This is a genomic window from Faecalimonas umbilicata (assembly GCF_004346095.1).
Taxonomy (GTDB): Bacteria; Bacillota; Clostridia; order Lachnospirales; family Lachnospiraceae; genus Faecalimonas; species Faecalimonas umbilicata.
The window spans coordinates 38866-60229 of sequence record NZ_SLZV01000009.1; the positions used below are offsets into that span (position 1 = coordinate 38866).

At 43.6% G+C, this 21364-nt stretch carries 21 protein-coding genes; 1 reads left to right on the forward strand and 20 read right to left on the reverse strand.

Going from position 1 to position 21364, the window contains the following annotated elements:
- Window positions 1–13: 13 nt before the first annotated feature.
- The 16 genes from EDD74_RS05705 to EDD74_RS05780 form a co-directional block, all read right to left on the reverse strand.
- Window positions 14–607: an electron transport complex protein RnfA gene (locus EDD74_RS05705; RefSeq protein WP_008975288.1), complete on the reverse strand. Its 594-nt coding sequence runs from the start codon at window positions 605–607 to the stop codon at window positions 14–16.
- Window positions 608–1312 carry an electron transport complex subunit RsxE gene (gene rsxE, locus EDD74_RS05710; RefSeq protein WP_116442309.1) on the reverse strand — a complete coding sequence of 235 codons (705 nt, stop codon included), beginning with the start codon at window positions 1310–1312 and terminating at the stop codon, window positions 608–610.
- Entirely contained in the window at window positions 1305–1925 is a 621-nt protein-coding gene (locus EDD74_RS05715) for an RnfABCDGE type electron transport complex subunit G (RefSeq protein ID WP_016438540.1), read from the reverse strand. Before EDD74_RS05715 ends, rsxE begins: the two co-directional genes overlap by 8 nt.
- Window positions 1925–2854: an RnfABCDGE type electron transport complex subunit D gene (locus EDD74_RS05720; protein ID WP_016438539.1), complete on the reverse strand. Its 930-nt coding sequence runs from the start codon at window positions 2852–2854 to the stop codon at window positions 1925–1927. Before EDD74_RS05720 ends, EDD74_RS05715 begins: the two co-directional genes overlap by 1 nt.
- A gap of 10 nt (window positions 2855–2864) precedes the next feature.
- Window positions 2865–4181 (reverse strand): electron transport complex subunit RsxC, encoded by a 1317-nt coding sequence (rsxC, locus tag EDD74_RS05725; protein ID WP_009262060.1) that lies wholly within the window; start codon window positions 4179–4181, stop codon window positions 2865–2867.
- A gap of 223 nt (window positions 4182–4404) precedes the next feature.
- Complete coding sequence (rpsA, locus tag EDD74_RS05730; protein WP_008975283.1) at window positions 4405–5487, reverse strand: 30S ribosomal protein S1; 1083 nt, start codon at window positions 5485–5487, stop codon at window positions 4405–4407.
- On the reverse strand, window positions 5468–6322 hold the full coding sequence (gene ispH / locus EDD74_RS05735; protein WP_008975282.1) for a 4-hydroxy-3-methylbut-2-enyl diphosphate reductase: 855 nt from the start codon (window positions 6320–6322) through the stop codon (window positions 5468–5470). The genes rpsA and ispH overlap by 20 nt, the downstream gene beginning before the upstream one ends.
- 33 nt (window positions 6323–6355) lie before the next feature.
- Window positions 6356–7012, reverse strand: coding sequence for a (d)CMP kinase (gene cmk, locus EDD74_RS05740; protein WP_116442310.1), 657 nt, complete (start codon window positions 7010–7012; stop codon window positions 6356–6358).
- Window positions 7013–7093: 81 nt separating this feature from the next.
- A complete protein-coding gene (locus tag EDD74_RS05745) occupies window positions 7094–8323 on the reverse strand; it encodes a BaiN/RdsA family NAD(P)/FAD-dependent oxidoreductase (RefSeq protein ID WP_008975280.1) in 1230 nt (409 codons plus the stop codon).
- A 1-nt stretch (window position 8324) separates the two neighbouring features.
- On the reverse strand, window positions 8325–9242 hold the full coding sequence (locus EDD74_RS05750) for a MurR/RpiR family transcriptional regulator (RefSeq protein ID WP_008975279.1): 918 nt from the start codon (window positions 9240–9242) through the stop codon (window positions 8325–8327).
- A 71-nt stretch (window positions 9243–9313) separates the two neighbouring features.
- A complete protein-coding gene (locus EDD74_RS05755; RefSeq protein ID WP_116442311.1) occupies window positions 9314–10105 on the reverse strand; it encodes a Cof-type HAD-IIB family hydrolase in 792 nt (263 codons plus the stop codon).
- Between the two features lie 216 nt (window positions 10106–10321).
- Complete coding sequence (locus EDD74_RS05760) at window positions 10322–11734, reverse strand: oxaloacetate decarboxylase subunit alpha (protein WP_016438533.1); 1413 nt, start codon at window positions 11732–11734, stop codon at window positions 10322–10324.
- Between the two features lie 32 nt (window positions 11735–11766).
- Window positions 11767–12918 (reverse strand): sodium ion-translocating decarboxylase subunit beta, encoded by a 1152-nt coding sequence (locus tag EDD74_RS05765; RefSeq protein ID WP_008975275.1) that lies wholly within the window; start codon window positions 12916–12918, stop codon window positions 11767–11769.
- Between the two features lie 32 nt (window positions 12919–12950).
- Entirely contained in the window at window positions 12951–13316 is a 366-nt protein-coding gene (locus EDD74_RS05770; protein WP_008975274.1) for a biotin/lipoyl-containing protein, read from the reverse strand.
- A gap of 18 nt (window positions 13317–13334) precedes the next feature.
- Complete coding sequence (locus tag EDD74_RS05775) at window positions 13335–14102, reverse strand: OadG family transporter subunit (protein ID WP_116442312.1); 768 nt, start codon at window positions 14100–14102, stop codon at window positions 13335–13337.
- Between the two features lie 14 nt (window positions 14103–14116).
- Window positions 14117–15556 (reverse strand): acyl-CoA carboxylase subunit beta, encoded by a 1440-nt coding sequence (locus tag EDD74_RS05780; protein WP_008975272.1) that lies wholly within the window; start codon window positions 15554–15556, stop codon window positions 14117–14119.
- A 301-nt stretch (window positions 15557–15857) separates the two neighbouring features.
- On the opposite strand from EDD74_RS05780, the gene EDD74_RS05785 reads away from it, so the two are divergent.
- On the forward strand, window positions 15858–17651 hold the full coding sequence (locus EDD74_RS05785) for an aminopeptidase P family protein (protein WP_008975270.1): 1794 nt from the start codon (window positions 15858–15860) through the stop codon (window positions 17649–17651).
- 108 nt (window positions 17652–17759) lie between these two features.
- On the opposite strand, the gene EDD74_RS05790 is transcribed toward EDD74_RS05785, so the two are convergent.
- From EDD74_RS05790 to EDD74_RS05805, 4 genes are all read right to left on the reverse strand, one after another.
- Window positions 17760–18968, reverse strand: coding sequence for a D-alanyl-D-alanine carboxypeptidase family protein (locus EDD74_RS05790; RefSeq protein ID WP_116442313.1), 1209 nt, complete (start codon window positions 18966–18968; stop codon window positions 17760–17762).
- A gap of 76 nt (window positions 18969–19044) precedes the next feature.
- Complete coding sequence (gene scpB, locus EDD74_RS05795; protein WP_009262071.1) at window positions 19045–19623, reverse strand: SMC-Scp complex subunit ScpB; 579 nt, start codon at window positions 19621–19623, stop codon at window positions 19045–19047.
- 67 nt (window positions 19624–19690) lie between these two features.
- Window positions 19691–20434: a segregation and condensation protein A gene (locus EDD74_RS05800; protein ID WP_008975266.1), complete on the reverse strand. Its 744-nt coding sequence runs from the start codon at window positions 20432–20434 to the stop codon at window positions 19691–19693.
- A complete protein-coding gene (locus EDD74_RS05805; protein ID WP_039861455.1) occupies window positions 20434–21309 on the reverse strand; it encodes a metallophosphoesterase in 876 nt (291 codons plus the stop codon). The genes EDD74_RS05800 and EDD74_RS05805 overlap by 1 nt, the downstream gene beginning before the upstream one ends.
- Window positions 21310–21364: the final 55 nt, after the last annotated feature.

Genomic DNA, 21364 nt, shown 5'->3' on the forward strand with positions numbered 1-21364 from the left:
TCTTTCCTCCTGCCTATAAGTTCAGTCCGGAAAATCCAAAGAATGCAATCGCCATCAAGCCTGCTGTCACAAGCACAATCGGCATTCCCCGAAAGGATTCCGGCACATCATTATGTTCTGTCTTCTCCCGAATTCCTGCCATGATGACAATGGCGATCGTAAATCCTACCGCCGTTGCAAACCCATTCACAACACTGGCTAAAATTCCATAATCCTTCTGCACGTTTTTCAAAGCAACTCCAAGTACCGCACAGTTTGTCGTAATCAATGGCAAGTACACCCCAAGCGCGTTGTAAAGCGGAGGCATCATTTTCTTTAACAACATCTCCACAAACTGAACAAGTGCAGCGATGACAAGAATAAACACAATCGTCTGAAGATAGACAAGTCTTCCATTTAAAATTGCATCGTTTGCAAGAATAAATTTGTAAATCAGGCTTGTGATAAAGGAAGAGATCGTCAACACGAAAATAACTGCTCCTCCCATTCCTGCTGCCGTCTCCACCTTTTTAGATACGCCGAGGAACGGACAAAGACCTAAAAACTGGCTGAGAACAACATTATTTACAAGCGCTGCACCGACTGCAATCAATAATAGTTCTTCCATTTACTTTCCCTCCTGCTTCTCTACCGAAAACACTGCTTTTCCACAACTTCCGTTTCCACAGGATGCGCAGCTGCCATCACAGCCACTAGCCGCCTCCTGCTGTCCGCCTTTCGCCTTTGCCGCTTTCACTTTGTTCTGAACCGCCACAAGACAGGCAAGCACAAAAAATGCCCCTGGAGCAAGCACAAAGATCGTGATTGGTTCATACGAGGCCGGCATGATCTTCCAGCCAAAAATCTTCCCGCTTCCGATAATCTCACGGACCATTCCGATTGCTGTCAGACCTACTGTAAAGCCAAGTCCCATCCCAAGTCCATCAAAGATAGACGGAAGCACCGGATTTTTGGAAGCATAGCTCTCAGCACGTCCAAGAATAATACAGTTTACAACAATCAGCGGAATATAAAGTCCAAGCGAATCGTAAAGACTTGGAATAAACCCTTCCAACAAAAACTGCACCATTGTGACAAACGATGCCACGATCACAATAAAAGACGGTACACGCGCACTGTCCGGGATAATCTTTCGCAGCATGGAGATCAACATGTTTGACATTACAAGGACAACCGTTGTTGTCAGTCCCATCCCGAGTCCGTTGATTGCAGAAGTCGTCACCGCAAGTGTCGGACACATTCCAAGCATCAGCACAAATGTCGGGTTCTCCTTGATCAGTCCGTTAAAAAGTCGTTCCGTACACTTATTCATTGACACTTCCTCCTTCCATTGCTCCATGATAATAGGCAACTGCGGCATTGACCGCATTGGTAACCGCATCGGTTGTGATCGTTGCTCCGCTTAACGCATCGATCTTACCCTCTTTGCCACCATCTCCTTTTACAACCTCAAAATGATCTGTATTGACATCTTGAAACTGTTCCTTAAATTCTGGTTCCTGTGCATTCATTCCAAGACCGGCAGTTTCACTGATTGATAACAGTTCGATTCCTGTCACAGTGCCATCCAGTGTAATCCCGACAGACACTTTGATCTCTCCGCCATATCCTTCTTTGGATGTAGCTGTTACCACACTGCCAATTGCATTTTCCCCGCTGTCAAGGGCCAATGCCGCTTCATTGACATAGCAGCCACTAACCCCTGCATTTCTTAAAATTTCTTCTGCCTCTTTTTCCTCAAATGCTTCAAATGTCTGAAAGGTTTCTGCCTCTTGAAACACAGTATGATATGCCTCCTGCTTTCGATTTTCTCTGCTGGCAGCAATCGGCTCTTTTGTAATCTCATAGACAAATCCGAGAAGCAGACCGGATATCAATGTGATCGCAGTCAGGATCAATGTATTTTTTATGATCTTCTGATTCATTATCTCTCTCCTCCCTTCCCGAATGGACGTGGGCGGGTTACTCTTTCAATCAATGGGACAAGCAGATTGCTGATAATGATTGCATAAGAAACTCCCTCTGCAGATCTTCCAAGCAGACGGAATAACCCCGTCAGCACTCCCAGACAGACACCATACAAAATCTGCCCGTTCTTTGTGATCGGTGCCGTCACATAATCTGTCGCCATGAACCATGCACCAAGCATCAAACCACCTCCACACAACTGTGCAGTAAGGTAGTTCAAGTCGAATCCTTTTCCACTAAACAATACGATCATCACAATAAAAGTGATCAGATATGTCCCCGGAATCCGAAGATCGATCACTCCCATAAACAGAAGGAACATCGCACCGATCATAATTGCGATCACAGATGTTTCACCGATCGTTCCCGCAATATTTCCAATCAGCATGTCCATGGTATTGACACTCTCACCTGTTTTTAGCTGGGCAAGCGGCGTGGCGCCTGACACCCCGTCATAGACAAATGTTGTCATTCTCCCTGTAAAGGAAATCAAAAGAAAGCACCTCGCAGCAAGTGCCGGATTCATAAAATTCTGTCCAAGTCCGCCAAACAGCTGCTTGACTACTAAAATCGCAAACACCGCCCCAAGCACGCACATCCACCACGGCGCTGTCGGCGGAAGGTTTAATGCGAGAAGCAGACCTGTGACCGCTGCACTTCCATCAGCAATCGTGATCTTCTTCCCCATGAACCGCTCAAAAAGATACTCTGTTGCCACTGCAGAAGCAACTGTCAGAAACACGATTCCAAGTGCCTGTACGCCAAAATTATAAATTCCAAAAAGTGTCGTCGGCATTAACGCGATCAGGACAAGGAACATAATATTTCCTGTCGTGACCTTTGCGCGTATATGCGGCGAAGATGATATATTAAATGTCTCGTTCATATGTCTCTCCCTATTTCTTCTTATTTGCCAGAGCAATCTTCCTCATAGAACCAATTGCCTGCTTCAAGTGTCTCTTTGCCGGACAGACATAACTGCAGGAACCACATTCCACACACTCCAGCCCCTCCCATTTCAGGAACGACTCTTCGTCATGCCGTTCAGCAAAATCTGCCAGTCGCGACGGAACAATCCTGCTTGGACAGGCATCCACACAGCGTCCGCAGTTGATACACGCACTTGGCTCATGCTTTTTCACTTCATCCTTAGAAAATCCAAGGATTGCAGAAGAAGTTTTTGTCACAGGTACTTCTGTGGAAAACATTGCAAACCCCATCATCGGTCCACCTGAGATCACTTTCTCCGGCACGCCTTCAAATCCACCGGCCATCTCGATAAGTTCCATCTGGCTCATGCCGCAAGGGGCAAGAAAATTGCCAGGTTCTTTGACCGCATCTCCGCTGACAGTGACAACTCTTTCATAGAGTGGCTTTCCGGAAATAACGGCCTCGTAAATCGCAATCAATGTCTCCACATTATCCACAATACAGCCTGCATCTGCCGGCAACATAGAAGAATTGATCGCACGCTTTGTCGTCGCATAGATCAATTGTCGTTCTGCTCCCTGCGGGTATTTTGTCTGGAGAACTTTCACTTCCATCCTCGGCTCATCTTTCGTCAGTTCTTTTAACTTTTCAATGCAGTCCGGCTTATTATCCTCGATTCCAAAGATACCTTTTGCATTCTCAAACAACTGCAGAACAACTTTCATCCCGCCAACTAACTTCTCTGGTGTCTCAAGCATCCGGCGATAATCTGCTGTGATATATGGCTCACACTCTGCACAGTTTGCGATAATATATTCTATTTTCTCCGGTTCTTTCGGTGACAATTTTACTCTGGTAGGAAAGCCTGCTCCTCCCATGCCGACAATTCCTGCTTCCGCAATACAATTTAAGATTTCTTCTTTTTTCATCTGCTCAAGTGGAATCACTTCTCTCCACTTCGCCTCTTCATACTGTTCATCATTTTCAATTATGATACTGTTCACTTTTGCACCCGTAGATGTAAAATGTGGAGCGATCGCCTTGACCGTTCCCGACACGGAAGAATAAATTGGCGCAGATACAAATCCACCCGCCTCAGCAATTTTTTCTCCCCGGAGCACTCTTGCCCCTATTTCTACGATTGGATTCGCCGGTGCTCCGATATGCTGTGAAAGCGGATAGACCAGTTCTTTGCCCGGTTTGGCTTCCACGATCGGTTTGTCTTTCGACAGCTTCTTGCCATCATCCGGGTGAATCCCGCCTTTAAACGTCAACAATCCCATTTTTTCTCCTTCTTTCTTATAATTTATATATATCATACAAAAAATCCAAAGATTTTTCTATTGAATTTCCCATTTTTCTTGTATATTTTTGCAAACAGCTTGTCGTTTTTTTAACATCTTTGTGAAAGTGAAGACAAATGATTAGGCGGGGGGAAAACAAAAAACCACATTAGGAGAACTCTCCTAATGTGGCAATGATTCCATATTACTATTCAGCTTTTGATTATTCTTCTGTAGTTTCTGCTGCCTCTGTCTCTGGCTCTAATGCTTTCATGCTAAGACTGATTTTCTTCTCAGCTTCATTTAAGTCAACAACTCTTGCAACAATCTCCTGTCCAACAGATAATACATCAGAAGGTTTTTCTACATGAGCTTTTGAAATCTGAGATACATGAAGAAGTGCATCTACACCTGGTGCAAGTTCAACGAATGCTCCAAAATCTGTCATTCTTGCAACTTTTCCTGTTACATCTGCTCCTACAGCATATTTTTCAGAAGCATTTGCCCATGGATTAGATTCTGGGAATTTCAGGCTGAGTGCAATCTTTGTATCGTTGATATCTTTTACAAGAACTTTCACCTGATCTCCTACCTGGAATACTTTCTTTGGATTTTCTACTCTTCCCCAAGACATCTCTGAGATATGAAGAAGACCATCTACTCCTCCAAGATCGATAAACGCACCAAAATCTGTTACATTTTTCACAGTTCCTTCTACTGTATCGCCTACTTTTAATTTAGCAAACAGCTCTTTCTGAAGCTCTGCTTTCTCTGCTACGAGAAGCTGTCTTCTATCACCGATCACACGATTTCTTCTTGGATTGAATTCGCTGATTACAAATTCAATTTCCTGTCCTTCGTATTTGCTCAAATCTTTTTCATAAGAATCTGATACAAGGCTTGCAGGAATAAATACTCTTGCTTCGTCAACAACAACACTTAATCCTCCACCTAAAATCTGTGCTACTGTTGCTTTTAACACTTCTTTATTCTCGTAAGCTTCTCTTAATCTCTCGTTTCCTTTTTCTGCTGCAAGTCTCTTATAAGTCAACAGCACTTGACCTTCTCCGTCATTTACCTTCAGCACTTTTACAGTCATCGGATCACCAACGGAAACAACTGTTGTCAAATCAACATTTGGTTCGTTTGTGTACTCGCTGCGTGTAATGATTCCGTCTGCTTTACATCCGATATTCAGGATGATCTCGTCCGGTTTCACATCGATTACAGTACCCTCAACAACCTCTCCATTTCGTATTGTTTTAAATGATTCTTCCAACATTTGTTCAAAAGTTAATTCTGACATTTTTTTGAACCTCCTCAATTATTTTATTGGGCGTGGATGCCCCTGCTGTAATACCTACTGTTTCCACGGACCTTAATTGATTCATATCCAAATCGTCAAGTGTCTGTATATAGTACGTATTGTTACATGCTTTTTTACATATTTCAAATAATTTCTGGGTATTTGAACTATGCTTATCGCCGATCACGATCATAGCATCAACACCCTTTGCAATGCTTTTTGCTTCTGTCTGGCGCTCTTTTGTCGCATTACAAATCGTATTTAAAACACTTATATCATACCTCTTTTTGGAGATAATTTCAACTAAATCTTTGAATTTATTGTAATTAAATGTCGTCTGTGATACAATACATATCTTTTGTTCCTCCGGCAAAGACAGTTGCTCTGCTTCCTCCGCATCTTGAATTACAGTCACCGGCAAAAGTGACCACCCCATAATTCCCTGCACTTCGGGATGTTCCGGATTCCCAATGATGATCACATGACTTCCTTCCTCACTTGCCTTCTTTACAATATTATGGATCTTCTTTACAAACGGGCAGGTTGCATCTACATACTGCAGCTTTCTCTCCTCCAGCAGATCATAGATCCTCTTTGGCACCCCATGAGAACGGATGATCACAATCCCCTCTGTCAGTGCTGCCAACTCTTCTTCCGAATGAATCACTTCCACTCCTCGACTCCTGAGATCTTTCACCACTTCCTCATTGTGAATGATCGGCCCATATGTATAGATTTTCTTCCCTTTTTCCTTTTCCGTCTGCTCATACACCTGGTCTACTGCCCGCTTTACACCAAAGCAGAACCCTGCGGTCTTTGCAACATTTACCTCCATCTGCCGCCTCACTTTCCATTACTTTTCCAATTCCTATTTACACACCGATAAAATTGCCTGGACGACTTCTTCGATCGTCATCTCAGAAGAGTCGATCAGCACTGCATCCTCCGCCTGCTTCAACGGCGCGGTCTCCCTTGTCATATCACGTTCATCACGCTCCTGAATATCTTTCTCAATCTCTTCAAGAACGCATGCCTGACCAGCTTCCTGAAGTTCTTTGAATCTTCTTTCCGCTCTCGTCCTGACACTTGCTGTAAGATAGATCTTGACATCTGCATGCGGGAGAATATTCGTTCCGATATCACGTCCATCCATCACAACGTCATAATCTCTTGCCAGTTTTCGCTGAAGTTCCAGCAAGTGCGCCCTCACCTCCGGAAGTGCCGATCCGACAGATGCGAATCTGCCTACTGCTTCCTCTCTGAGTCTTCCAGTAACGTTCTTTCCATTTAAATATACCTGCTGGCTTTCATTCTCGTAGCGAATCACAATTTCTGCTCCGCCGCATATTTCCTTCATATGTTCCAAATCTTCCGAAGTAAGCCCCTGCTCCTGAAAATAAACCGCCATTGCCCGATACATTGCTCCAGTATCCACATAAATGTATCCTAGTTCTCTGGCCACCCGCCTGGCAATCGTACTTTTCCCGGCACCCGCCGGTCCATCTATCGCAATATTATATCCCATATTTCCTCTTTTCCCGGCAGTCTCCCGCCAATTTTTCTCTTTTATTTTCCAACGTCACTAATTTTGCAACATCTATCCCTGCTATTTTATACTGCTTCCCGCCGCATATGCAGTTGACCACGCAATCTGCAGATTATATCCGCCTGTCAATGCATCAAGATCTAACACTTCTCCTGCGAAATAAACTCCCGGCACCAGTTTAGACTCCATTGTTCCCGGATCAACCTCTTTTACCTTCACGCCACCTTTTGTAATGATCGCCTCATTGTAACCACGCAGTCCTGAAATTGTCATCTCAAAATGTTTTATCAGCTTTACAAAACTCTGCCGCTCTTCCCGCGAAATATCATGTACCTTTTTTTCCGGATCGATCTTACTCCGTTCGATCATCACCGGTATCAGTTTTGCCGGAAACAGCCTTGTCACTGCATTTTTAAACTGCTTGTTAATATTTTGCTCAAAATCCCTAAGCACACGTTGATCGAGCTGCTCTTCCGTCAATGCTGGTTTGAGATCGATGACAAGCTTCAGTTTCTTCTCTCCTGCTTTCTTTGCAATATGGCTGCTGCCGCTTAAAATCAGCGGACCGCTTACCCCATAGTGGGTAAACAGCATTTCTCCGAAATCCTGATACAATTTCTTTTTCCCATCATAAATTGCCGCCTCTACATTTTTCAGCGACAACCCCTGCAGCTCCTTTACAAATTCTTCCTCAATTGCCAGAGGAACTAAGGATGGGTAGATATCAGTCACTGTATGCCCCAGCTCTTCTGCGAATCGATATCCATCTCCGTTAGATCCCGTCGTCTGATAAGAAAATCCTCCTGTCGCAATCACGCAGGCATCTCCCTGAACGCACGCGCCATCTGCAAACTCTAACCCGGAAAATCTGCCATTCTCTGTTAAAATTTTTGACACCTTTGTATAAAGATGCACTTTGACACCAGTGCGCTTCATTTCACCGGAAAGCGCTCCGATTACATCCGAAGAATGATCTGACACCGGAAATACACGATTGCCGCGCTCAATTTTGGTAGGAACTCCTAGCGTTTCAAAAAATGAAATGACATCCTCATTTGTATAACTATAAAAGCTGCTATATAAAAATTTCCGGTTGCTCACAACGTTTTCAAACAGATTTTCCATATCCCCGGCATTTGTAATATTACAGCGCCCTTTCCCGGTAATGAATAATTTTTTTCCGAGTTTTTCATTTTTCTCAAAGACATGTACTTCATTCCCATTTCGCGCCGCAAAAATAGAAGCCAACATTCCAGCCGCTCCTCCGCCTACAATCAACACTTTACTCATCTTATTTTTCTCCTATTCCCAAGGTTGTTTCCTCTTCGATCTCATCGTTTCCGTAGACTTGATTCTCATCCCAGATCTCTTCCAGAAATGCCAGTGTGCGCCGCATTTCCTTTTGTTTCTTCATGCAGAGCGCTACAACAAGCGCATTGATCACGCTGAGCGGCGCTACAAGTGAATCCGCAATCGATGCCATATCACTTCTCGCAATCAAATTACAATCTGAATATTCTGTCATCGGTGAGCGTTCACTATCCGTCAGTGTGATCACTTTTGCCTCTCGCTTTTTGGAAAAAGAAAGCGCCTTCCGGGTCAGTTGTGAATACCTTGGAAAACTGATACCGATGATCGCATCTTCCTGTCCGATTCGAATTAGCTGTTCAAAAATCTCACTGGAACAATTCGTATTGACAAGAATCACATTATCAAACAGAAAATTCAAATAAAACTGCAGGAAATTAGCAAGTGGTGCACAACTTCGGATTCCGATGACATAAATTTTTCGTGCCTGAAGGATAATATCCACCGCCCGGTCAAATGCACTTTGATCAATATTCGTCAGTGTGACTTTAATTTTCTCAATATCCGACTGGAGTACGGTCTCTAAAATTTCTGACTGACTGATTCTCCCATAAGTCACTTCCATACGCTGAATCGAATTCAGCTTATTTCTCACAAGTTCTTCCAACGCTTTCTGGAAGCCCGGATATCCACTGTACCCAAGCTGCGTGGCAAAGCGAACAACTGTGGACTCACTGACGCCGACAACTTCACCAAGCTTTGCCGCGGTCAAAAAAACAGCCTTGTCATAGTTCTCTATAATGTAATCAGCCAAAAGTCGCTGTCCTTTGCTGAACTTTTCATACTGTGTCTCCATTCTCTTTAAGAACTCATTCCCACTTGTTCCACCTGTATGTTTCATAATTTCCCCACCATTTCCTCTAAGTCTTCACTTATTATACACAACTACTTCCTTGAAGTAAAGGAAGGATTCTAAATCAGTCCATAATGCTTCATTGCCCAGGCAATTCCGCCATCTTCCACTGTCTTTGTCACAAATTCTGTATACGGCTCAAGCCCCGGCGCATGATTTCCCATTGCGATCGTATGTGATGCATATTCAAACATCGACAAATCGTTCATACTATCTCCAAATACATAGACCTGATCTTTATCCAGACCGAATTTCTTTACCAGGAATTCGCATGCCGTCGCCTTCGAAAATGCTTTCTGTGTCAGCTCATATGTATTTTCTCCCCGGTCGATCACCGCAAACGCATCTTCCATCAGACGAAAAAAACGTTCCTTTTCACTTTGTTCATCTGCATACACAAAAATTTTGTCGTAAAGAAATCCACCTTCTTCTATATGCTTCTTCTTTCCCAAACCCAATTGTCCAAAATAGTGTCTTCCCTGCTCCAATTTTTCAAACCGCGAGACTTTTTTCGGAAAATAAAGATCTTCCGTTCCTTCCAAAACACCATCTAGCCCGCATTCCCGCATCTGCTCAATATATTTTTGTCCACAGGCTTCCTCAATATGACTTTCCAGTAATACTTCCTCATGAAAGAGAAGATACGATCCGCACCCACACAAGTATCCATCAAATTCAAATTGATAAAGCTCTTTCGGAAGCGCACAGACCGTTCTCCCCGTATTGATAAAGAGTAAATGCCCATTTTTCTTCGCTTCTGCAAGTGCCTCCAACGCACTGTCCGGAATTTTCCCTGTTTTATCGCTTAAAAGTGTTCCATCAATGTCAAAAAATAAGATTGATTGCCTCATCTTGTATCTCCTTTTTCTTTTCTGTCTTCATTTATCATAGCGAAGATTCCGCGTTTGTCAACCCCTACATGCATTCCATACACACCTGCGGATTCGCAAAATGAAAGCGACCCTGTGGAGGCTTTATTCTCTGGCTGCTCTCCCACAGGGTCGGTTTATGATCGACAAAGACAGGCTGCTTGCTTCCCTGTCCTTTGTCGGCTCTGTCTTATTTTTCTATACCGGATAAGATCCGTTCTTTGTGTCGGCAACTGTCTGATCTACTTTCGTCTGCTGCGCTTCTCTATATTTAAAGAAATCTGTTGCCACTTGTGGGAACAATGCATAGGAAAGCACATCTTCGTCCTGTTGTGACCACTGTTCCATTTCACTTCGCAGTGTATCTAACTCATCCGGGATCAAGTCTGCCGGACGGCATGTGATAACTTCTGCATCTCCGATACATTTCTTCTGCACTTCTTCGTCAAACGGTTTGACTGTTTTCCCGTACTTTCCACTCAGAAGATCTTTTGTCTCCTTTGTTGCCATTTTGTAGCGTTCGCCCATCAGGACATTGAATACTGCCTGTGTTCCGACAATCTGAGAAGACGGTGTAACAAGCGGCGGCTCTCCCAGATCTTTACGAACTCTCGGCACTTCCTCAAGCACTTCGTAATATCGATCTTCTGCTCCCTGCTCTTTTAACTGAGAAGTTAAGTTCGACAGCATACCACCTGGCACCTGATACAGTAATGTCTTAATATTTACACCAAGGTTCTTCGGATTCAGAAGCCCTGATTCTAATGCTTCATCGCGGATTGGGCGGAAGTAATCTGCAATCTCTGCAAGCAGGTTCTGGTCAAATCCAGTATCGTACGGTGTTCCTTTAAATGTCTCTACCATAACTTCTGTTGCAGGCTGGGAGGTTCCAAGTGCAAATGGAGAGATCGCTGTATCGATCACATCAACACCTGCTTCCACTGCTTTTAAGTATGTCATGGAAGCCACACCCGAAGTATAGTGTGTATGTAACTGGATCGGAATGCTGACATTTTCTTTCAACGCACCAATCAACTCTGTCGCCTCATATGGAAGGAGAAGACCTGCCATATCTTTCAAGCAGATAGAATTTGCTCCCATATCCTCAATCCTCTTAGCGATGTCGATCCAATATTCGTGAGTATATGCATCTCCCAGCGTATAGGACAACGCCACCTGTGCATGTCCCTTCTCCTTATTTGCTGCTGTGACTGCTGTCTGCAGATTTCGAAGATCGTTTAAACAGTCAAAAATACGAATGATATCGATTCCATTGGCGATTGATTTCTGAACAAAATATTCTACTACATCATCTCCATACGGACGATATCCTAAAATATTCTGTCCGCGGAATAACATCTGCAATTTTGTATTTTTAAATCCATCGCGGAATTTCCGGAGTCTCTCCCATGGATCTTCCTTCAGGAAACGGAGTGATGCGTCAAAGGTAGCGCCACCCCAACACTCTACGGAATGATATCCCACCTTATCCATTTTATCGATGATCGGCAGCATCTGCTCTGTCGTCATTCTCGTTGCGATCAGCGACTGATGTGCATCACGCAGAATCGTCTCTGTAATTTTAATTGGTTTTTTTGCTATATCTGCCATGTTACTTCCTCCTAACATTTCACTTTTTCAACTTACATTACACCGAAGATTGCCATAAAGGTACCTGCTGCAACAGCCGTACCGATGACTCCGGCGACATTTGGTCCCATCGCATGCATCAACAGGAAGTTTGTAGGATCTGCCTCTGCCCCGACTTTCTGTGATACTCTGGCTGCCATAGGCACCGCAGATACTCCGGCAGAACCAATCAGCGGATTTACTTTTCCTCCAGTCACCTTGCACATCAGTTTACCGAACAATACACCTGCAGCTGTTCCAAACGCAAACGCTACCAGTCCAAGCACAACAATCTTGATCGTATCCCAGTTTAAAAATGCTTCTGCACTTGTCGTTGCACCGACAGAAGTTCCAAGCAGGATCACAACAATATACATCAATGCATTTGATGCTGTATCTGTAAGCTGTCTTACAACTCCACACTCTTTGAATAAGTTACCGAGCATCAGCATGCCGACTAACGGCGCTGTTGTTGGAAGAATCAGCGATACGACGATCGTAATGATGATCGGGAATAGAATTCTCTCCAGTTTAGATACCGGACGAAGCTGTTCCATCTTGATTTTTCTTTCTTCTTCCGTTGTGAGAAGCTTCATGATCGGCGGCTGGATGATCGGGACTAGTGACATATAAGAATATGCCGCTACCGCAATCGGTCCTAAAATTGCTGTCTGCTGCAGTTTCCCTGCAAGGAAGATCGATGTAGGTCCGTCAGCTCCTCCGATAATAGAGATCGCTGCTGCTGCCTTATCACTGAATCCCATTGCCATCGCTCCTAAATAAGCGGCAAAAATACCGAACTGTGCTGCCGCTCCGAGGAGGAAACTCTTCGGATTCGCAATCAGTGGTCCAAAATCGGTCATTGCTCCGACACCAAGGAAAATCAGTGACGGTAAGATCGCCCACTCATCAAGCAAGTAGAAATAGTGAAGAAGTCCTCCGACTCCATTTGAAGAATCCTCAATGGATAACATAATATCTGGGTAAATATTTACCAACAGCATACCAAACGCGATCGGAACCAAAAGAAGCGGCTCAAATCCTTTGGCAATCGCCAGATATAAAAACACGCATGCTACCGCAATCATGACGTAATTTCCAACTGTAAGATTGAAAAAAGCCGTCTGGTGCATGAGGTTATCCAATGTAGTCATAATGTATTCCATATTTTAACCTCCAGTCTGTGTCCGGGACATCATTAATTCAATGTAGCCAGTACTGCTCCTGATTCCACTGCATCACCTACTGCTACATCAATGCTGGCTACGGTTCCTGCCTCCGGAGCTACAACCGGGATTTCCATTTTCATCGCCTCGATCACAACGATCGGTGCTCCTTTTTCTACCTGCTGTCCGACAGCTGCCTCTAATTTAAATACTTTTCCTGCCGCACCTGCTGTCACTTTGACATTTCCTGTCCCTGCTGCTTTCTTCGGTGCCGGGGCTGCCTTTGGTGCCACTGGAGCTTTCTTCTGTACCGGTGCTGCTGGTGCTGCTCCTGCTGCTTTCTCCTCTACTGTCACATCATATACATTTCCATTTACTGTAATTGTATAACTTTTCATCTTCAAATTCCTCCTGAATTAATTCCATTTATTTGATTTTCTTCTGCGGATCGATCTTACCACAAATCCGTCAGACACACTTTCATCTGCCGCTGCAATCGCCGCTGTAATTACGGCCACAAGTTCTTCATCATCGGTTAACTCTTCTTCCACTATAGGAACTTCTGCCTTTAGCACTTCTTTTACCGGTGTCTTATTTTTTTCTGTCTTCTTTGTAAACTTTTCCTGAAGCATTGGTATATATTTCAAAAGTGAGATTACAAACGCAAGGAAGATCAGAACAAGAAATACAGTTCCCATTCCAAGAATGGTATTCATTCCGGCTTTCTTTAAAATTTCTCCAGTTGTATAATCTGCCGCAATATCAAGTGATTCTATATTGAGATTCTCGTCAAACTTAAATTCCAGCGTTGCTTCCCGCTCCTCATATACTGCCTCTGTAGACACTACTACACCAGAATCCGAACCTTCAAACTGATATTCGCCATGTTCTACATATTCTCCACATTCTTTTTCTGCCGCTTCCCAGGCATCCATCATAGAAATAAGTACTTCTGGTTCAATTGGCGCATTCGCTTCAGACATGATCTTATTGATCTGATATTCCGATGCCTGCCGATAATTATCAAATGCTTCCTCATCCATCACTTCAAAATTTGCAATGATAAACTGTGTCACATATGTAAGCTGTGTTTCATCATATTCCAGTTCTTTCTTACTTCCACATCCGGTAAAACTAAGTGTCAGAGCCAATGCACCGATTAATAAGCTGATTCTTTTTTTCACTTTGCTTCACCTCTCTACACTGTTCCATGTTTTTTTGCCGGGCGATCTTCTCTCTTTGTAAATAACATTTCAAATGCACCGACCAGATATTTTCTTGTATCTTTCGGATCGATCACCGCATCTACATATCCTCTTCCTGCCGCAGCCAAAGGACTTGTCTGCATCTCTTCATATTCTGCCGCCTTCTGTCGGATCACTTCTGCACTCTCTTCTGCATACATGATCTTAGCAGCAAGATTCGCATCCATCATTCCAATCTCTGCCTGTGGCCATGCATATACCAGATCTGCTCCCAACGCCTTGCTGTTCATTGTTATATAGGCACTTCCGTATGCTTTTCCGATAATGACATTCACTTTTGGTACAGTCGCATTTGCAAACGCATATGTAAGCTTTGCCACAGAAGAGGCAATATTTCTCTCCGAACACATTGTTGCATGATATCCTTCTACATTGGTAAGAGACAATACCGGAATATTGAATGCGTCACAGAAATTTACAAAATCTGCTGCTTTTCTACATCCACGTACACTTAAGCCACCGTCAAATTCTGCTTCCACATTTCCATCTTCATCATAGACCTTGCAGCGGTTTGCCACTGCACCGATCGTCACACCGTTGAGACGGATAAATCCTGTTACCATTTCTTTTGCATAGTCTCTTTTTGTCTCAAAAAATACATGATTATCTGAAAGAGTGGAGAGCACGACTGCTGTATCTTCCGCTGCATTTTCGATCGCATCACAGAGACGATTCAGATCATCTGTACATTCGTCATAAGAGTTATCGTCTTCATTATTTGCCGGCAAAAGACATACAAGAGAACGGATTTCTTCTAAGATTTCCTCTTCTGTTCCGGTTCCATCTACCAGACCTGCTTCCTCACTCTGGAATTTTGCAGAAGATGTATCACACTTTGTAATGACATTCCCTTCCAGTGCATTTGGAGAATTCACAAATAATTTTGCATGTTCCTTCTCCATAAACGTAAAGTCTGTCAGAGAAGGGATCACTGCAAGTCCTCCCCCACATGTTCCGAAAATTGCTGTGATCTGTGGAATTACACCCGATGCCAATGTCTGTTTCATATACAGAGTTCCAAATGCATGGAGCGCATCCGTCGCTTCCTGAAGTCGAAGTCCCGCACAATCTACAAGGCCGATTACCGGAGCTCCCATCTTCATCGCAAGATCATAGATTGCGGCAATCTTCTTTGCATGCATCTCACCGATCGCCCCCTGCAATACAGAGGCATTCTGGCTGTATACATACACGAGGTTCCCATCAATCACCCCGTATCCGGTCACAACACCGTCTCCCGGAGTTTCTTTTGTCTGCATGTTGAAATCAGTCGTTCTCGCTTTAACAGCAGCACCGATTTCAACAAAACTTCCCTCGTCAAGCAAAGCGGCAATTCTTTCGCTTGCGCGGTTCTCTGTTGTTTCGTAACTCATATCTTTTAGCCCTCCAATTTCTAAAATTTCATAAAGTTTAGCCAAATTTTCTGCCTATTATATTATATAATACTGCTTAAAAAATAGCAATTGCTTTTTGATATTTTTTTCACATATTCGACTGACACGTCCTCCCTCAAAATATCCTCTTCCATCATGCTGATTTTTTCACTTCTTCTTTCTTTGTTTTTGTATATTTTGTTTGATTCCACTGACGATTATGATACAATAGAAAAGGCATGAAACGGGGACATCTTTTTGTTCCCGCACATTATAAAATGTATCTAAGGAGGAAATAGAAATGAGTGTAACAGACAGAATTGCAAAACTCAGAAAACTCATGGAAGAGAGAAAGATGGATGCCTATATTATCCCATCCGCTGACAATCATCAAAGCGAATATGTAGGAGAACATTTTAAAGCCAGAGCGTTTATCTCCGGATTTACCGGTTCTGCCGGAACAGTGATCATCACAAAAGATGATGCAGGTCTCTGGACAGATGGACGCTATTTCATTCAGGCAGAAAAACAATTAGAAGGAAGTGGAATCAGACTTTTCCGTATGGCAGAACCTGATGTCCCTACGAAAGAAGAATATTTGGAATCAGTTCTTCCAGATCACGGAGTGCTCGGATTTGACGGAAAAGTCATCGGCGCTTCCGAAGGTCAGAATTATGAAGAAGTATTAAAAGAAAAAGCAGTCTCCATTTCCTATGACGAAGATCTGATTTCCTATATCTGGGAAGATCGCCCGGCTCTTTCAAATGCTCCGGCATTTTTATTGGATCTTGCATACGCAGGAGAAAGTACCGCCTCCAAACTGGAACGTCTCCGTGAAAAAATGCAAGAAGCTGACACGACAGTCCACATTCTTTCTTCTCTTGACGATATCGCATGGCTGCTCAATATTCGTGGCGGAGATGTAATGTATACTCCTCTTGTGCTGAGCTATGCTGTGATCACGATGGAGGACGTACATCTGTTTATCAACGAATCCAAATTAAATCAGGAAATTTTAGATAGCTGGAACGGGCTTTCTGTCATCTTACATCCTTATGAAGAAATCTACACATTTGTAAAGACGTTAGATGAAACTTCTCATGTGCTTTTAGATCCTTCCCGGATCAATTATGCGATCTATAAAAATCTCCCTGACGCAACAGAAAAAGTGGAGAAACCAAATCCTACAACAGCATTTAAGGCAATCAAAAATGAGACAGAATTGAAAAATATCCGCGCAAGCCATATCAAAGACGGTGTCGCTTTCACAAAATTTATGTATTGGCTTAAGAAAAATGTAGGAAAGATGCCGATTACAGAGCGCAGCGCCTCTGACAAACTAGAAGAGTTCCGCAGCCAGCAGGCGGGATTTATCAGTCCAAGTTTTTCTCCAATCGTCGCATACAAAGAACATGCTGCCATGATGCATTACAGCGCTACTCCGGAATCTGATTATGAATTGAAACCAGAGCACTTTCTCCTTGCAGATACCGGCGGAAATTATTATGAAGGCACCACAGACTTGACTCGTACAGTTGCTCTTGGACCGGTCAGCGACGAACTGAAGACACACTTTACGGCTGTTGCCCGCGGTATGATGAACCTCGCAAGAGCAAGATTTCTATATGGCTGCCGGGGTGTGAACCTTGATATCCTCGCAAGAGAACCTATGTGGTCTCTGAATATCGACTACAAGTGTGGCACCGGACATGGAGTCGGTTACCTTCTAAACATTCACGAAGGACCTGCTTCTTTCCGTTGGCAGCTATCCCCTTCAGGCCTGCCACCAGCAGTGCTCGAGGAGGGTATGGTCATCACCGATGAACCTGGAATCTACATTGAAGATTCCCACGGAATCCGTCTGGAAAATGAACTCGTTGTGCGCAAAGGTGAAAAAAATGAATTTGGCCAATTCATGGGACTGGAAAATGTGACAGTCGTTCCGATTGACTTAGATGCGATCGTACCGGAAGATCTGAATAAAGACGAACGCAATTATCTGAACAGTTATCACAAATTTGTATACGAGACACTTTCTCCTTATATGACAGAAGAAGAAAACGAATGGCTCAAAGTATACACAAGGGAAATCTAACTATCATAGATTCCTGCCGGAGCTAAGCATAGCAGGTTTTCCATAGTCAAAGGGCACCTAAGATCTTTTTTGCTGATCTTAGGTGCCCTCTTTCAGTTTTCTTTCTTTTTACATTCTTCCGTCTTCATTCAAAAAATAGTATCCGCTGATTTTTTGAAAGATCCATCGAAAATTTATTTTTTCGACGTTCTCCTGGGCTACGATCGGGTATTGCTGAAGTACTTCCCTGTCCAGAATATAGCGAACCGTTCCAAGCTTCTCATATCTTTCAATCGGCGCTTGCACTTCTTCCTGCAATTCTACAACAGTTTCAATTTCTTCTTCTCGGTGCAAAAGAACTTCCACCGGACTGTTTTGAATCTTCTCAATCTTTACCGGAACATGTGCTTTCTCAAAAAGATTTCCGCTGGTAGGAATTCCCGCCTTCACAGTTACATCACGGAGGGGTTCTTTCCCGGAAAATGCCTCCCGCAGCTCATAGTTTTCCATCCCATATGTCATCAATCGCCTGGTATCTGCCCATTTATATCCTTTATTGTTCGGCCATCCGCATCCAAGCAAGGCAACCACAAATGTTCTTCCCCGGCTTTCAAGCGCGCCGACATAGCAATACCCCGCCTTCCCGGTAAATCCTGTCTTTCCGGATAACACTCCATCCATCATTGTCAAAAACGCATTGTGATTCTGGCAGGAAAACGAACGATGGCAATCTACATCCATAAAATGATAGCTTCCCTTCTGAGTGATTGAAAGAAAGCTCTCTTTCTTCGGAGATTTCAAAATACAGTAACTCATGATCCTGGCCAAATCTTCCGCTGTCGTTGAATGCTCTCCCTTGTCATCCGAAGCATCCAGCCCATTAGGTGTAATAAAATATGTATCCCTGCATCCGATTTCTTTTGCCTTCGCATTCATTTTATCCGCGAATGCCTGCACACTCCCCCCAATATGTTCCGCGATTGCTACCGCACTGTCATTGTGCGATTCCAACATCAAGGAATATAGAAGATCTCTCAGATAAAACTTTTCATCCATCTGCATCCCCAGATGTACTTTCGGCTGTCTCGCCGCATTTTCTGACACATTCACAACATCTGTAAGATTTCCTTCCTCCAATGCCAGAATACATGTCATGATCTTTGTCGTGCTCGCCATCGGCTTTTTTTCTGAACCGTTCTTTTCAAATAAAACACGCCCATTGTCCGCGTCCATTAAAACCGCTGACTGGGCGTATAACTGTTCTATCTCTTCTTTCGCACTGACAGGGGAACTGACCAGCAAAACTCCTGTCAAAATTCCGATCAAAACTTTCTTCATAAGCATACACCTGTTGTTCTGTTAGTTCATTGTATGATTAGAAGTTCCCGAATATGTCCATCTGAATCTCTTTTGATCAGACATCCAGTCGATCTTTGATCTCCCGCTCTGCCTCTTCTTTAAAATCTTCCAGCTGCTCTGGTGCAATGCTTGGAAGTTCCTCCACTGACTGCACTCCAAATCGTCGCAAAAATTCTTCGGTTGTACCAAATAGCAGCGGTTTTCCCGGCGCATCCAGCCTCCCCACTTCACACACCAGATCATATTCCACAAGTTTATTCACCGCATGGTCTGACTTCACTCCCCGGATCTTCTCGATCTCAATTTTTGTAACCGGCTGCTTATATGCCACGATTGCGAGTGTCTCCAGCAGTACATCTGTCAGCACATGTTTCTTCGGCTGTTTCGCAACCTGAATCAGATAGTCATATAACTCCGGCTTTGTACAGAGCTGATAAGAATCCTCCAGTTCGATCAACTGGATTCCCCGCTCTTTCTTTTGATACTGTTTTTTCAGTTCTTCCAAAAGTCTTTTTGCTTCTGTCTCATCTTTCCCGATCGCAGATGCAATTTTTGAAAGGCTCACGGACTCCCCCATTGCAAAAAGGATCGCCTCCACAGCCCCTAGCAGTTCCTTCTCCGTTTTCTTTTCCACACTATCTGTTCCTTTCTTGTTATCGTACAATTTTTCCTTTTTAATGCTTCACTTCTCTTTTGCCATGCTACATCATAGAAGTGATCATGATCTCCGCAAATGTTTTTTCTTGTGTGATCTGTATCTTACCTACTTTCATCAATTCCAGTACCGCGAGAAACGTGACAATCACATGCATCTTGCTGCGCTGTCTTGCCAGAAGCTGACGGAAACTAAAGTACCCATTCAACATTGCATACTCTTCCACATAGGACATCTTATCAGAGAGCGTCACTTCTTCTTTCTCAATCGTTCCAAATTTACTGCGCACCGGATCCATCTTATCTGCCTTTTTCCGCATCACTTCCCGAAAAATCTGATTCAACCTGCGAAGATCCAAATCTCCCAGAAGTTCATCCAGATTTACCGGTTCGGTATACTCCTGCACTTCCTGTGGGATGGCAGCCTCCTTAAATAACACTCTGTCTGAATCCATTTCCCGATCCCGAAGTTCATAAGACATATATTTGTACAGCTTATACTGCAGCAACTGTTCCACCAGCTCCTGCCTAGGATCTTCCTCCTCCCCTTCTTCATTCACCTCTTTGGGAAGAAGCATTTTCGACTTAATATCCAAAAGAGTCGCTGCCATCAGAAGAAACTCGCTCATAATATTCAAATCTGTCCGTTCCATCTCACGGATATACTCCATGTACTGTCTTGTAATTTCCACGATGGGGATATCATAAATATCAATCTTATTTTTGTCAATCAAATGCAAAAGCAGATCCAGTGGCCCTTCAAACACTTGCAGCTTTACTGGTATTCCCATTACTGTCTTCCTTTCATATGCAGCACAACTACTTCCGGTGTGTTAAACAGCCGAACCGGTATCGTATGTTCTCCAATCCCTCTGCTTACAACCGTCGTTGTCTGCCCTTCTCTGTAAATCCCCCCACTGTAACGCGGAAAGATCTTAAGCTGTGGCGTGATGACAGCTCCAAGAAACGGGAGCCTTACCAGCCCTCCGTGAAAATGTCCTGAAACAACAAGATCTGCCTTCCACTCCTTGTATGCCGGCACATGTGACGGATTGTGGGCGATTAAAATCTGATAACTTGCCCTGCTTGCCTTTCCAATCCGCTGTTCAATCTCCGCTTCTGTCACTTTGTGATACTTCCTTTTTGCATACCCCTCATACGGAATCTCCAATCCGGAAATCGTAAACAGATCACCATTCCACTCTCGTACAACCGAACGATTTTCAAGGAAGATTACCTGTTCTGCACTCAACTCTTTCTTGTATCGCTCATAGACATGACTATAATTTGCCGGATTTTCCTTCATCCGCTGCTCATGGTTGCCATTCGCATAAAATACCGGACAGATATTTGCAAGTGATTTCACAAATTCCATCGCTGGCTTTGGAGATACCCCCTTTTTCCCCACTAGCATATCCCCTGCGATCAGAATTGCATCTGGTCTCTGCTTTGTAATTGCATACAGCAGTCTTTTATTATGTTTTCCATATACTTTATTGTGAAGATCACTTAGCAGGACAAACTTTGTCTCTTCCCCCACAAGCTTCGGGGCTGTCACCGTATAATGTGTGACTTTAAATGTGTGGATTTCACGTATCATCTCCAATATACAAAGAACTGCTGCCACCGCAATAATCTCTAGGACCTTTACAATTTCTCTTTCCATATCTGTTCCCTTATCCTCTTTCACTGTCTCATTTCATCTCACAGCAATGCTGATT

What these genes read in the sequence shown, in the direction of transcription:
- EDD74_RS05760 (WP_016438533.1), bottom strand. Translation starts at nt 11,734, where the DNA reads ATGGCAGATATAGCAAAAAAACCAATTAAAATTACAGAGACGATTCTG.
- EDD74_RS05750 (WP_008975279.1), bottom strand. Translation starts at nt 9,242, where the DNA reads ATGAAACATACAGGTGGAACAAGTGGGAATGAGTTCTTAAAGAGAATG.
- EDD74_RS05715 (WP_016438540.1), bottom strand. Translation starts at nt 1,925, where the DNA reads ATGAATCAGAAGATCATAAAAAATACATTGATCCTGACTGCGATCACA.
- ispH (WP_008975282.1), bottom strand. Translation starts at nt 6,322, where the DNA reads ATGGAGGTAAATGTTGCAAAGACCGCAGGGTTCTGCTTTGGTGTAAAG.
- EDD74_RS05720 (WP_016438539.1), bottom strand. Translation starts at nt 2,854, where the DNA reads ATGAACGAGACATTTAATATATCATCTTCGCCGCATATACGCGCAAAG.
- EDD74_RS05785 (WP_008975270.1), top strand. Translation starts at nt 15,858, where the DNA reads ATGAGTGTAACAGACAGAATTGCAAAACTCAGAAAACTCATGGAAGAG.
- EDD74_RS05790 (WP_116442313.1), bottom strand. Translation starts at nt 18,968, where the DNA reads ATGAAGAAAGTTTTGATCGGAATTTTGACAGGAGTTTTGCTGGTCAGT.
- EDD74_RS05745 (WP_008975280.1), bottom strand. Translation starts at nt 8,323, where the DNA reads ATGAGTAAAGTGTTGATTGTAGGCGGAGGAGCGGCTGGAATGTTGGCT.
- EDD74_RS05780 (WP_008975272.1), bottom strand. Translation starts at nt 15,556, where the DNA reads ATGAGTTACGAAACAACAGAGAACCGCGCAAGCGAAAGAATTGCCGCT.
- rpsA (WP_008975283.1), bottom strand. Translation starts at nt 5,487, where the DNA reads ATGTCAGAATTAACTTTTGAACAAATGTTGGAAGAATCATTTAAAACA.
- cmk (WP_116442310.1), bottom strand. Translation starts at nt 7,012, where the DNA reads ATGGGATATAATATTGCGATAGATGGACCGGCGGGTGCCGGGAAAAGT.
- rsxC (WP_009262060.1), bottom strand. Translation starts at nt 4,181, where the DNA reads ATGGGATTGTTGACGTTTAAAGGCGGGATTCACCCGGATGATGGCAAG.
- EDD74_RS05765 (WP_008975275.1), bottom strand. Translation starts at nt 12,918, where the DNA reads ATGGAATACATTATGACTACATTGGATAACCTCATGCACCAGACGGCT.
- EDD74_RS05755 (WP_116442311.1), bottom strand. Translation starts at nt 10,105, where the DNA reads ATGAGGCAATCAATCTTATTTTTTGACATTGATGGAACACTTTTAAGC.
- rsxE (WP_116442309.1), bottom strand. Translation starts at nt 1,312, where the DNA reads ATGAATAAGTGTACGGAACGACTTTTTAACGGACTGATCAAGGAGAAC.
- EDD74_RS05705 (WP_008975288.1), bottom strand. Translation starts at nt 607, where the DNA reads ATGGAAGAACTATTATTGATTGCAGTCGGTGCAGCGCTTGTAAATAAT.
- EDD74_RS05805 (WP_039861455.1), bottom strand. Translation starts at nt 21,309, where the DNA reads ATGGAAAGAGAAATTGTAAAGGTCCTAGAGATTATTGCGGTGGCAGCA.
- EDD74_RS05800 (WP_008975266.1), bottom strand. Translation starts at nt 20,434, where the DNA reads ATGGGAATACCAGTAAAGCTGCAAGTGTTTGAAGGGCCACTGGATCTG.
- EDD74_RS05770 (WP_008975274.1), bottom strand. Translation starts at nt 13,316, where the DNA reads ATGAAAAGTTATACAATTACAGTAAATGGAAATGTATATGATGTGACA.